The organism is Virgibacillus xinjiangensis, from assembly GCF_042643145.1.
Taxonomy (GTDB): domain Bacteria; phylum Bacillota; class Bacilli; order Bacillales; family Amphibacillaceae; genus Virgibacillus_O; species Virgibacillus_O xinjiangensis.
On sequence record NZ_JBHRSA010000058.1, the window covers coordinates 81,259 to 94,309 of the forward strand.

The 13,051-nt window shown below is 46.7% G+C and carries 12 protein-coding genes; all 12 read left to right on the forward strand.

Features of this window, described 5'->3' with window-relative positions; translation table 11 throughout:
* Positions 1 to 12 precede the first annotated feature (12 nt).
* The 12 genes from menB to ACFOGI_RS16525 all read left to right on the forward strand — a co-directional run bounded on the left by menB (position 13) and on the right by ACFOGI_RS16525 (position 13,041).
* On the forward strand, positions 13 to 813 hold the full coding sequence (gene menB, locus ACFOGI_RS16470) for a 1,4-dihydroxy-2-naphthoyl-CoA synthase (RefSeq protein WP_390274989.1): 801 nt from the start codon (positions 13 to 15) through the stop codon (positions 811 to 813).
* 18 nt (positions 814 to 831) lie between these two features.
* Complete coding sequence (locus tag ACFOGI_RS16475) at positions 832 to 2,463, forward strand: AMP-binding protein (RefSeq protein WP_390274991.1); 1,632 nt, start codon at positions 832 to 834, stop codon at positions 2,461 to 2,463.
* A 29-nt stretch (positions 2,464 to 2,492) separates the two neighbouring features.
* A complete protein-coding gene (locus ACFOGI_RS16480) occupies positions 2,493 to 3,242 on the forward strand; it encodes an SDR family NAD(P)-dependent oxidoreductase (RefSeq protein WP_390274994.1) in 750 nt (249 codons plus the stop codon).
* Between the two features lie 49 nt (positions 3,243 to 3,291).
* On the forward strand, positions 3,292 to 4,038 hold the full coding sequence (locus tag ACFOGI_RS16485) for an SDR family NAD(P)-dependent oxidoreductase (RefSeq protein WP_390274996.1): 747 nt from the start codon (positions 3,292 to 3,294) through the stop codon (positions 4,036 to 4,038).
* Positions 4,039 to 4,471: 433 nt separating this feature from the next.
* Positions 4,472 to 5,341, forward strand: a complete 870-nt coding sequence (locus tag ACFOGI_RS16490) for a 3-hydroxyacyl-CoA dehydrogenase (protein ID WP_390274998.1) — start codon at positions 4,472 to 4,474, stop codon at positions 5,339 to 5,341.
* Entirely contained in the window at positions 5,331 to 6,110 is a 780-nt protein-coding gene (locus tag ACFOGI_RS16495; protein ID WP_390275000.1) for an enoyl-CoA hydratase/isomerase family protein, read from the forward strand. Before ACFOGI_RS16490 ends, ACFOGI_RS16495 begins: the two co-directional genes overlap by 11 nt.
* Positions 6,111 to 6,124: 14 nt before the next feature.
* A complete protein-coding gene (locus ACFOGI_RS16500) occupies positions 6,125 to 7,288 on the forward strand; it encodes an acyl-CoA dehydrogenase family protein (RefSeq protein ID WP_390275002.1) in 1,164 nt (387 codons plus the stop codon).
* A gap of 33 nt (positions 7,289 to 7,321) precedes the next feature.
* Complete coding sequence (locus ACFOGI_RS16505) at positions 7,322 to 8,095, forward strand: IclR family transcriptional regulator (protein WP_390275005.1); 774 nt, start codon at positions 7,322 to 7,324, stop codon at positions 8,093 to 8,095.
* Between the two features lie 38 nt (positions 8,096 to 8,133).
* Positions 8,134 to 9,810 carry a sigma-54 interaction domain-containing protein gene (locus ACFOGI_RS16510; protein ID WP_390275008.1) on the forward strand — a complete coding sequence of 559 codons (1,677 nt, stop codon included), beginning with the start codon at positions 8,134 to 8,136 and terminating at the stop codon, positions 9,808 to 9,810.
* A gap of 20 nt (positions 9,811 to 9,830) precedes the next feature.
* Positions 9,831 to 10,778, forward strand: a complete 948-nt coding sequence (locus ACFOGI_RS16515; protein WP_390275010.1) for a ketopantoate reductase family protein — start codon at positions 9,831 to 9,833, stop codon at positions 10,776 to 10,778.
* Positions 10,779 to 11,113: 335 nt separating this feature from the next.
* A complete protein-coding gene (locus ACFOGI_RS16520) occupies positions 11,114 to 12,262 on the forward strand; it encodes an acyl-CoA dehydrogenase family protein (RefSeq protein WP_390275012.1) in 1,149 nt (382 codons plus the stop codon).
* Between the two features lie 8 nt (positions 12,263 to 12,270).
* Positions 12,271 to 13,041 carry an SDR family oxidoreductase gene (locus ACFOGI_RS16525; RefSeq protein ID WP_390275013.1) on the forward strand — a complete coding sequence of 257 codons (771 nt, stop codon included), beginning with the start codon at positions 12,271 to 12,273 and terminating at the stop codon, positions 13,039 to 13,041.
* The last annotated feature ends 10 nt before the right edge of the window (positions 13,042 to 13,051 follow it).

Sequence of the window (13,051 nt, forward strand, 5' to 3'; positions counted from 1 at the left end):
GAGGTTATCAACATGGAACTGACTGATATTTTATACGAAAAAGAAAATGGAATCGCTACCATTACCATGAACCGCCCGAAAGTGTATAATGCTTTCCGCGCGCAAACCATCAAGGAACTGATTTGGGCTTTCCGTGATGCCTGGGATGATAACCGTATTGGTGCCGTCATCCTTACCGGGGCCGGGGAGAAGGCATTTTGCGTCGGCGGCGATCAGAAAGAAAAAGGTGATGAAGGCGGTTACGGATACAATGGCGGACTTGGAGGGGGAATCGGACTCGAAGTGGAGAACCTTCATCAGACGATCCGCAATATCCCGAAACCTGTCATTGCAGCGGTGAATGGGTTTGCCATCGGAGGAGGCCATGTTCTTCATGTGATTTGTGATTTGACCATTGCCGCCGATACGGCAAAATTCGGTCAAAGCGGCCCAAAGGTAGGGAGCTATGATGCCGGGTTTGGAAGTGCCTATTTAGCACGTATTGTCGGTGAGAAGAAGGCAAGGGAAATTTGGTATCTCTGTGAACAATATACGGCAGAAGAATGCAGGGAAATGAAACTCGTGAATAAAGTGGTGCCAGCAGAGAGTTTACAAGAAGCTGCAAAGGAATGGGCTGAGAAGATTTTGGAAAAAAGCCCGACGGCGATCAAGATGCTGAAGTACTCCTTTAATGCTGATTCAGCCAATATCCAGGGCATTTCCCAGTTGTCGATGGGGAGTCTGGCTATGTTTTATGACACGGAGGAATCCCAGGAGGGCAAGAACGCCTTTATGGAGAAAAGGCCTGTAGAGTTCAATAAATTCCGTAGATAAAAGGGGAGGAGCCTGCCGATGAATGTTGAAACTTTGCTGACAGAGGAATATATCCGTAAATATGAGGATGTTTGGCCGAACAAAACAATTCTGGATTACCTGGAAGCTGCGGTCGAGAAGAACCCAGAAAAGGATGCCATCATTGATAAGAAGAGTCGATATACCTATCAGGAATTAAGGGAAAAGGTGGATCGTGTGGCACTTGGCTTGTTGGAATACGGAATTGGCAAAGGCGATGTCATTTCCATCCAGCTCCCTAATTGGAACGAGTTTATCATCCTGCATTATGCGGCTACGCGCATTGGTGCTGTTACCAACCCGTTGATTCCTATTTATCGCGATCGTGAAATCGGATATATGGTCAGGATGGCAGAATCCAAAATGATCGTTGTCCCTGATACCTTCCGGGGATTTGATTATCCAGCCATGATTCAAAGGCTGCGACCAGAATGGGAAAGTTTGGAACACGTATTTGTAATCGGTGAAAATGTACCGGATGATATGGAGGCATTTTCCGAACTGATGGATATACCATGGGAGAGAATCAATGACCCATCCGTTCTGAAAGATATCGAACATGACCCGAACGAATTGACCGAAATCATTTTTACATCCGGCACCACCGGCGATCCAAAGGGAGTCATGCATACCCATAACACACTCTGCGTCTCTACGGAATATTGGATCGACAGGCTCCGTTTAACCGATGAGGATGTCATGTTCATGCCATCCACCTTTGGACATCAGACCGGATTCGGCTATGGTGTCAGACTCCCTACCCATTATGCCGGAACCGTTGTTTACCAAGATATATGGAACCCAACAGAATTCATTGAATTGATTAAAAAAGAAAACATCACCTTCACGGCAAGTGCGACACCATTTCTTCAAGACTTGGTCCAATATGAAGGGATTGAAAGCCATGATATACGTTCACTAAGGGCATTTGTGGCTTTGGGGGCCCCTGTACCCCGCCCATTAGTCAGGGAAGCGAAGGAAAAGGTGAATTTCAGTATACTCGCAGGCTGGGGTCAGACAGAGAATGGACTGGTGACGTTGACTTCCCTTGATGACTCGGAAGAGAAACTTACCAATACAGATGGTTTTCCATTTCCAAGCATGGAAGTGAAGGTGGTTGATCCCAATGGCGAAGAATGCCCTCCTGAAGAAGAGGGAGCCCTGCTGAGCAGAGGTCCTGGTCAATTCATCGGATACTTGAAGCGAATGGATATAACGAGACAGGAACATGTGGATGGATGGTTCATCACCGGGGATCGGGCGACCATGGATGAAGACGGCTATATCCGCATTACCGGTAGAAATAAGGACATCATCATCCGAGGCGGGGAAAATATCCCTGTAGCCTACATGGAAAATATTTTATATGAACAGGAAGACATCCAGGTCGCACAGCTTGTTGCTGTGCCGGATAAACGTCTCCAGGAAAAAGCCTGTGCCATCATAAGCATGAAACCCGGCAGGGATCCTCTTACCTTGAAGGATATCCAAGTGTTTCTGGAGAGTAAGGGAGTAGCGAAGCAATATTGGCCGGAATATTTGGAGGTAGTCGATGATTTTCCAAGGACACCAAGTGGGAAAATACAGAAATTCAAACTGAGGCAGATGCTGCAAGAAAAATCGAATGTCTAATCGCAAACCAAAAAACGGGAGGGAATTGCATGACAAAACAGACAGCTTTCATCACTGGTGCAGGCCGGGGGATCGGCCGGGAAATAGCCAAAACTTTAGCAGCCAAGGGAATGAACATTGTCGTATCAGATATCAATATGGACAATGCGGAAGAGACAGTTTCTATATTGAAGAAGGAGGAGAATGCAGAGGCAGCAGCCGTAAGATGTGATGTCACCAGCCTGGAAAGTGTCCGGAAAGCTGTGGAGGAAGCCGTTTCCCGGTTTGGAACAATTAATGTCCTGGTGAACAATGCCGGGTGGGATAAGGTCGAGCCTTTTCTGAAGAGTGAACCGGATACATGGAAGACGATTGTAGATATCAATCTGATGGGCCAAATTCACACCTGCAAGGAAATACTGCCTGTAATGATTGAGAATGGTTCAGGCAAAGTAATCAACGTGGCATCTGACTCCGGCCGGGTAGGATCCAGTGGAGAGGCTGTCTATTCTGCGGCTAAAGGCGGCATCATATCTTTTACGAAAACAATCGCCAGAGAGATGGCCAGGCATAAATTGAATGTCAATTGTATTGCTCCTGGTCCAAGTAACACCCCGCTCATAGAAGAAATCGGGTCGTATAATGATGGGATTGTGAAGGCATTGGAGAAGGCGATCCCGTTCCGGCGGCTGGCAGAGGCTCGAGATATTGCAAATGGAGTGGCATTCTTCGCCTCGGAAGAAGCAGATTATATTACCGGTCAGACGCTTTCGGTCAACGGCGGCCTGACAATGTGTTAGGGGGATTGCGCACGGACATGAGGAAATCCACAGGAAGTGAGGTGACGGTATGGAAGTGGATCTAGCAGGTAAAAACATCCTGGTGACAGGGAGCGCCAAGGGCATTGGCCGTCAGATTGCCCTTGCGGCCGGGAAGAATGGCGCCAATGTCGCCGTTCATTATCATACCTCGATAAAGGAAGCAAATGAGACGGCAGATGAGATTTCTTCTTATGGAGTCGAGAGTGCAGTCGTTCAGGCTGATATTTCTGATTTTCGGCAGGTGGAACGAGCAAAAAAAGAACTGAACCAGAAACTTGGTGCCATACACGGTATTGTGAACAACGCAGGGATGGCACAGGTGAAGACATTCTTCCACTATGAACCGGAAGAATGGAAAAGAGAAGTAGATGTCTGCCTGCACAGTGTGATGAATTTGGCATATTTGTTCATTCCTGACATGAGGGAAGCAGGGCAGGGAAAAATGGTCAATATTGTCGGGGATTCAGCGAGGACAGGTGATAAAAACCTGATAGTTTCTGGAGCAGCCAGGAACGGTGCCATCAGTTTCATGAAATCACTTGCAATAGAGACAGGCAAGTATAATATCCAATGTAACAGCATGGCATTGGGAATGATCGATCAGGGAGACCTGGATGATGAAATCAAGGGAAAGTTGATGAGGCAATACCCATCTAGAAAGCTTGGAAGTTCAGAGGATGTCGCTGAAATGGCCATGTTCCTGCTCTCCAGCTCAGCAGATTGGATCACCGGCCAAGTTATGGCGGTGAATGGCGGATACAGCATGTTGGGATGAAAGAACCAGGAAACCTCTGGTTCTTTTTCTTTTGCCCAAAATAGAATGCTTGGCCACCGCTGCGGCAGGATAATTCGCTTTCCGTGGGCACGTCCTCAATCTCCTCGGAAGCAAGGAACACTTTCTTTGGGGTCTTTATTCGTGCTGTTCCTGCTGGAGTCTACGTATATTATCTTTGCTAGCTGTAGTTAATCGCCGTAACCTCCCAACTAGCGAAGGGGTTTCAGCAGCGACATGCTACTACGCTATTTGTGATATCGTGTCAAAATAAATTTCAAAAGGACTTGTGTTATAACAATATTTTAATTAGAATTAAAAGTAGAAATTAACAGAATCTTAATTCCGCATGATGGAATGACAGCACCTGATGGAGGAGTAATCCTTTCCGTATTTTTGAAAGTATCTGAAAGCGCATTCAATAAGGAGGCTAATTATGGCACAAGTGACAGTGGTAGGGTCTGGAGTGATGGGCAAAGGAATAGCATATGCATTTGCCACTTCCGGCTCCAAAGTGGTACTGAATGATCTGAATGAAGAGATTCTGGAAAAGGCAGCAGATGATATTACCGGTTTGATGGAAAAAAGCCATCAGAAAGGCTTTTTATCGAAGGATGAATTGGAAATTGCCCAGTCGAACCTTCAGTTGGAACCGGAGATATCCAAAGCAGCCCGTAACGCAGACTTGGTTGTGGAAGCAGTACTGGAGAAGATCGATTTGAAAATCAGTATCTTCCAGCAATTGGATGAAATCTGCGGGCCGGATACCATATTGGCCACCAATACATCGACGATGAGCCCGACAGAGATAGGTGCCCAGACCTCACGGCCGGATAAAGTGATTGCGATGCATTTCTTCAATCCTGTCCATAAAATGAAATTGATTGAAGTCATTCGCGGGCTGGAAACATCCGATGAAACCGTTAATAAGATCATGGATATTTCCCGGCAGATTGGGAAGGAACCAGTCGAAATCCATGAGTTCCCGGGCTTTGTTACTTCCAGAATGAATTGCCTGATTGGGAATGAAGCCATGAATATGTTGATGGAAGGAGTAGCATCTGCGGAGGATATCGATAAAGCAATGAAACTTGGTTTGAACCACCCGATGGGACCTTTAGAGCTTGCCGATCTGGTTGGATTAGATACAAGGCTGCGGAATATGGAGTACCTCCATGAAACGCTTGGAGAGAAATACCGTCCATGCCCATTGCTCACAAAATATGTAAAAGCCGGAAAGCTGGGAAGGAAAAGTGGACAAGGCTTCTATGACTATTCCGAAGGGAGAGTTGCACATGGAGTATAACAATATAAGGGTGAACGTGGAGGAAGGCATATATTGGCTGACCCTGAACCGACCCGATGCTCGGAATGCCTTGGATGCCGGCATGCTCCAGGAAATCGGGCAAGCAATGGAGGAGGCGGAGAATCAGACCGAGGTTAAAGTAATAGTCCTGCAAGGGGCTGGCGGAAAATCCTTTGCAGCAGGTGCGGATATCAAGCAGCTGTATGAAAAGCAGCCTTTGGACGCGTTAGTGCCAGGAATGCAGGGATTGTACAACCGGATAGAGAACTGTCCAAAGGTGACGATTGCAGCTGTCAATGGATTTGCACTCGGCGGTGGATGCGAGTTGGCCATGGCTTGTGATATACGAGTGGCAACGAAGAAGGCAAAATTCGGGCTGCCCGAACTGAATTTGGGTATTATTCCAGGGGCCGGGGGCACCCAGCGACTGGCGCGTATCGTAGGCAAGGGAAGGGCGATGGACATGATTCTCACCGGCCGCATGGTAGATGGAGAAGAAGCGGAACGGATAGGGTTGGCGACCTATTTTGTTGAAGAGGAAGCGGATCTTCCTACACGAATCGAATCGATTGCCAAGGCTGTGTTGAAGAAAGGTCCGGTTGCCGTTCAGCTTGCCAAGATGGCTGTCCACAAAGGGTTTGATGTGGATGAGGGAACGGCCCAATGGATTGAGAAGCTCTCACAGTCGGTAGTTTTTGGTACGGAGGATAAACAGGAAGGAACCAAGGCATTTATCGAAAAAAGGAAGGCAGTATTTCAAAATAAATAAAAGGGGATGTACACATGGATTTCAGTTTACCAGAAGATATCCAATTTCTGCGGGAGAATGTAAGGAAATTTGTCAGAGAAGAAGTAGAGCCGGTTGCTATGCAGATCGAAGAGGAAAACCAAATTCCGGAAAGCATCATTGAACAGTCGAAAGAGATGGGACTTTTCAGTTTGAGTATACCGGAAGAATATGGCGGACTTGGCCTCGATATGGTCGGGAAATGTGCGCTCTATGAAGAACTGGGGAAAACACATAATGGATTTACCACACTGATCGGGGCACATACCGGGATAGGAAGTGTGGGGATTGTGGAGCTTGGTACGGAAGAACAGAAGCAGAAATACCTTCCTAAAATGGCCACTGGTGAATGGATCGGTGCCTTCGCCCTCACTGAGCCTAGCGCAGGTTCTAATGCGGCCAATTTGAAGACGAGGGCAGTCAGAAAGGGAGATAAATACATTATTAACGGTTCCAAGCATTATATTACCAATGCGGTGGATGGCCACGTATTCACGGTAATGGCAGTAACAGACCCGGACAAAGGGGCGAAGGGGATTACTTCCTTCATTGTGGAAAAGGACTTTCCGGGATTCAAATTAGGCAATATTGAGGAGAAAATGGGCTTGAAGGGGTCGCATTCTGCAGAGCTTTTCTTTGAGGATATGGAAGTGCCGGCAGAAAACGTATTGGGGGAAGAAGGCCAGGGCTATGTCAATGCGCTGAAGATATTGGCAAACGGTCGTGCCGGGCTGTCCGCACGGAATCTCGGCTCATGTGAGCGCCTGTTGGAACATTGTCTATCCTATGCCAGTGAACGAGAGCAATTCGGGAAACCGATATTGGAGGTGCAGACGGTACAGAACATGCTGGCAGATATCAGTATGCAGATCGAAGTGCTTCGTTCCATGACCTATCGAGTAGCCTGGATGACAGACCAGAAGCATCGTGTGGTGAAGGAAGCGGCAATCGCTAAATTATTTGGTTCCGAGGTATATAACAAAGTGGCCGATCTCGCCGTCCAAATCCATGGAGGAATTGGATATATGAAAGATTACCCGATTGAGCGCTATTACCGGGATGCACGGATTACCAAGATATATGAAGGGACCTCTGAGATTCAGCGGAATATCATTGCTGGGGAGTTGGTTCGGGAAATGAAAAAGAGTACCGTCCGCTAAACAACTCATTATAAAAAAGGACGGGGGCCGAAGATGAGTCAGAGCCTTTTAAAAGCGGTCAAGCTGCTGGAGTGTTTCAAGGGAATAAGAGAGTTGTCACTGATGGAATTGGTTGATCAATCCCGATTGCCGAAAACCACCGTATTCAGGCTGGTCTCTTCGCTGGAAGAGGCCGGTCTGCTGGTCAAGGAAAAGAGATCGAGCCATGAAGTCCGATACAGACTGGGTCTCAAACTTCTTGAACTCGGAAACCTTGTAGTTGAACAACTTGATTACAGGAATATAGCGATACCTCATATGTCAGAACTGAACAGAGAGTTGAACGAACTCGTTTTTCTCACAGTAATGGAAGGGGAAGAAGCAGTTTACGTGGAAAAAATGGACAGTTCCAAGCCCGTACGACTAATCATTAAGACAGGTAGGAGATCTCCGTTATATGCCGGCTCAGCCCCTAAACTATTATTGGCTCATATGAATCCTTTCTGGCGACAGCAGTATATCGAAAAGATAGAAATACGGAAGCTGAATGAAAACACCATCGGGAGCAAGGAACTTCTTCAAGAAGAGTTGAGGGGAATCCGAGAATCGGGATACTCCATCAGCCGGTCCGAACATTTTAAGGACACGATGGGCTTCTCCTGTCCTATCCGGGATTATCAAGGCGATGTCATTGCCGCTGTTGGTGTAAGCATTCCCGTCACCGAATATTCTCCAGACAGGGAGACATTCATTTTGGAGAAAGCAAAACAAACGGCAGAAGGGATTTCGAGAGACCTGGGATACACAGGAAGTATGGTTCCTGAGTGATGGGTGTAGGAAAGTTTCATGGAAGCGGAGGTTTGGCGATGATAGAAACATATTCCTTGGAGACGGTTCCCTTTCCGGCCTTTGTCCTGGATGCGACAGACAAACTACTTGGATACAGTGGGAAATTGGAAGAGATGCTTGGCCAAATATGCACACTGGGTACACCAGTAACTGATTTGTTTTCCATGTGGATGAAAGAAGAAAATTCCAAGCTGATTGAGGCTGTCCATGAAGAGAGAGTATTTGTTTTTATGGAAAGCAAGCTGGATAAAGAGGGACATAGACTGTTGGTCGGAACAGAAACCGAGGAGCTCTTCCTTCTTCGAAAGCAGAACAAAGAACTCCGGAATTTGAACAGGGAGCTAGATGCGGTGATAGAGAATTCCTATGATGGAATCTATATCACCGATGATAAGGGAATGACCTGGAAGACAAATTCGGCCATTGAACGAATTACAGCCATTCCCAAAGAATATTACATTGGAAAGAATGTTGATGAACTGGTGGAGCGGGGGATTCTCAAAAATTCCGTTTCCAAAAAAGCGTTGGAATTGAAACGGACAGTTTCCTATGTGCAGAAGAATTATGCTGGCAAGGAAACGCTTCTGACAGGTACGCCGGTATTTAATGAAGATGGCAAAATCGGAAAAATCGTCACCAATATCAGGGACCTTTCCGATCTGAATGAGCTTCAGGAGAAATTATCGAAACTGAATCAGCTGAATGACAGATATAAAGAAGAGTTGTCACAGTTGAAGAATCAGCAGCAGTCAAAGCGGTTCATCGCTCAGAGTCTGGCCATGAGAAGAATCTTTGAAACGGCTGACAGGATTGCGAATATAGATGCAACTGTTCTCATTCTCGGTGAAACGGGGGTTGGTAAGGATGTACTGGCCAACTATATCTATGAGGAAAGCACCCGATCAAAGGAAGGGGAATTCCGCAAAGTAAATTGCGGGGCTATTCCTCCTGAATTGCTCGAGTCGGAACTGTTTGGTTATGAAGCTGGTGCTTTTACCGGTGCAAGCAAAAAGGGAAAGCCAGGTATGTTCGAACTGGCCGATCAAGGAATCCTCTTTATGGATGAGGTCGGGGAATTGCCGCTCAACCTCCAGGTGAAGTTGCTGCGCGCCATTCAGGAAGGAGAGATACAGCGGATTGGCGGTGTTCAGACCAAGAGTGTCAATGTCAGGGTTATTGCTGCGACCAATAGAAATCTCAAGGAAATGGTGGAAGCCGGTGAATTCCGAGAAGATTTATATTACAGACTGAATGTCATTCCTGTTCATATTCCACCATTGAGGGAGAGGAAGGATGATATCCTGCCGTTGATCCGGCTATTCTTGAATCAAGTAAACACAAGGTATCGACTAAACAAGAAATTCGATAAAGGAATGAAGGAGTTTTTCCTTTCCTATGAATGGCCTGGTAACATCCGGGAATTATCCAATCTTATTGAAAGATTGGCAGTGACGGCAGATGGAGACACCATCCAGATGGATCATCTGCCTGAAGAATATCACCGGCAGGGAGGCAGGAGAACAAAGGCTGAAATCATGTCGCTTAAGGAAGCTGCCGAATCAGCGGAAAGGGAAATGATTGCCATTGCTGTAGAGAAATATTCAAACACATATGAGGTTGCAAAGGCATTGAAAACCAGCCAGCCTACAGTTGTCAGGAAAATGAAAAAATATGGGATCAACTTTTATGATTAATAAAAAAGGGGATGTGTTATATGAAAATCGGCGTGGCCGGAGCTGGAGCTGTCGGCAGCTTCTTTGGCGGTACCCTTCAAAAAGGAGGGCATGATGTTACCTTTTTGGCAAGGGGTAAAAACCTTGAGGTCCTGAAGGCTAATGGGCTTTCGATTAAGGGGGAGAAAGAGGAAATACATATAGACGGAACATTCACCGATGATGTTGCTGAATTGGCTGATTCGGACCTTGTTTTGTTTTGTGTTAAATCCAACGATACAGGCCAAATGGGCAGGCAACTGCATTCAATCCTGAATAAAGACGCCCTAATATTGACCCTGCAGAATGGTGTGGATAATGAAGAAGTACTACAGGAAATCTTCGAACCGGAAAAAGTGCTGTCTGCAGCAACCTATGTTCAGGCATTCAGGGAAGCCCCCGGTCAAATACGCCAACAGGGGAGAGTGAAACTGGTAATAGGTGAACTGGATCCAAACATGGCAGAAAGGACTCAATATCTAGCAGAAGCCCTCCATCGTACAGGAGTGGATACTAAATACGCGAGTAACATACTAGAGAAAAAATGGCGGAAGCTGCTGTGGAATGTAACATTCAATCCTCTTTCGGCTGCGGCGGGGGCGAGGGTTGGAGAAGTGCTTGATTCTCCCGCGCTACGCCAGACGGCGGAAGCCATTTGCAGGGAGGCACTGGGCACTGCCGCTGCTATCGGAATTAAAATGGACATGGATCGTGCTTTTTCCACCATTTTTTCCAATGCGGAGCTGGCCAGGGAGCACCGGACCTCCATGCTTCAGGACCGGCTGCAGGGACGGCAGATGGAAGTGGAGTCCATGTGCGGCTATATTGTTAAAAAAGCCAGTGAGATGGGAGTGCAAGTTCCGACGTTGACAACAATCTATCATTTGTTGACCTTTGTAAACGATGGCAATCCGGAAATAAATACAATAGATGGAGCACCAATCAAATAATGAGGAAACGTACGCGCATCTTACACTCAGGTTTAAGAATGTGGAGCAGGACCACCCGAATAGTCTGCCAAGACCTTCAGGGGGTCCTTTTTTAACTGTTTCGATTCAATAATGAATCGATAATCCAAAAATGAATCGAAAAAACAGGTGATTACCGCGTTATTGATTCAATTATGAATTTTTTATTGATACAAATGGAAACATTCAAAAGTGTCTAATATTTTTAAACCCTTGATATGAAAGCGTTTACTTGCAATAGTGGTCTATTCGGGGGAGAGTTGGCATGATATTTGCAATATAATTAGTGAACATCATAAAACAGGGAGGAATTAATCATGACGGTGGCTGTAACGGACGAATTGCAACAAATGAAAACAATGATAAAAAACTTTGCAGACAAAGAAGTGGAACCATATGCACAACAGATTGAAGATGAGGATGCTCTCCCACAACATTTAATCGAAAAGGCAAAAGAGCTGGGATTGTTCGGGATCAGCATCCCTGAGGAATATGGCGGGATTGGATTGAATGCAGTTGGCAAGACGGTCGTACTCGAGCAGCTGGGGAGGACGCATAATGGATTCGTCTCATTGATCAGTGCCCATACAGGGATTGGAAGCACCGGCCTGGTCAAACTGGCATCCGATTACTTGAAACAGAAATATCTTCCGGACATGGCTGCTGGAAATAAAATAGGCGCTTTTGCCCTGTCTGAACCTGGTGCTGGCTCTGATGCGACCAACCTATCCACACAAGCGGAGAAACGGGGGGACAGCTGGATACTGAATGGAACCAAACATTTCATCACGAATGCTCCAGTTGCCGACGTGTTTACGGTGTTTGCTTTGACTGACAAGGAAAAGGGAGCGAAAGGCGGCATAACTGCTTTTCTAGTAGAACGTGATTTTCCAGGATTGATCATTGGAAAGAAAGACAAAAAAATGGGGCTGCGCGGGTCTTATACAGCACAGTTGATTTTTGAAGACTGCGTCGTACCAGAGGAAAATGTCATCGGCGAAGTGGGCATGGGCTATATGAACGCCTTGAAGATTCTCGGAGAAGGTAGAGTAGGGTTGGCATCAAGGGCTGTAGGCTCCTGTGACAAGCTGATTGAGCTGTCTGCCTCTTACGCAAAGGAGCGCGTCCAGTTCGGAAAGCCGATTGCCGAGAACCAGGCCATTCAATGGATGCTGGCCGATATGGCCACAGAGACCGAGGCAGCTCGTGCACTTACAATGAAAGCCGCTGAAATGATCGATGAAGGAAAGAAAGTAATCAAGGAAGCTGCCATGGCAAAACTGTTTGCTTCCGAGGTTTTCAACAAGGTTGCTGACAAAGCATTGCAGATTCATGGAGGAATCGGCTATATCGGAGAATATCCAGTGGAACGTTTTTACCGTGACGCACGGATAACAAAGATTTATGAAGGAACGAATGAAATACAGCGCCTGATTGTAGCAAGAAAAATTCTGGATGAAAATTGAGGTGGAACATGAACACTTTTGATTTGTTTCAATTGAAAGGGAAGGTCGCGCTTATTACTGGAGGAGGCAGGGGAATCGGCTTCCAGATTGCCGAGGCATTATCTGATGCTGGCTGCTCGATTGCCGTGTGTTCAAGGAAATTAGAGGCATGTGAAGCGGCAGCAGCAGAACTCTCAGCAAAGGGAGTGGATGCTAAAGCCTATGCATGTGATCTGGGGAATGCAGAAGATATTGACCGAGCAATTCAGGATGTGCTCGCAGATTTCGGTAAGATTGATATTCTTGTGAACAACAGCGGTACAACCTGGGGGGCAAATGTCGAGGACATGCCATTGGAAGCATGGGAAAAAGTGATGCGGGTGAATGTCACCGGAACCTTCCTTATGTCCCAGGCTGTAGGGAAGACGATGATCGAGCGGGGGGCAGGAAAGATCATCAATATAGCATCTGCTGCTGGGCTGAAAGCTGAGCCACCGGAAGTATTGAATGCCATAGGCTATAGCACCAGTAAGGCTGCTGTGGTACATTTCACGAAAGACTTGGCCAGGAAGTGGGCACAGTATGGCATTTATGTCAATGCAATTGCGCCGGGATTCTTCCCGACCAAGATGACGAAGGCGGTTCTGGAAAAAAGCGGGGATACCATAAAGGATAAGAATCCGCTGAACAGGATTGGCGATGACCATGCCATTAAAGGGACTGCTCTGCTGCTTGCGACAGAGGCAAGTGACTTCATAACAGGCCAGGTACTTAGCGTGGACGGCGGCAGTACGTTATAGGAAATGGGGT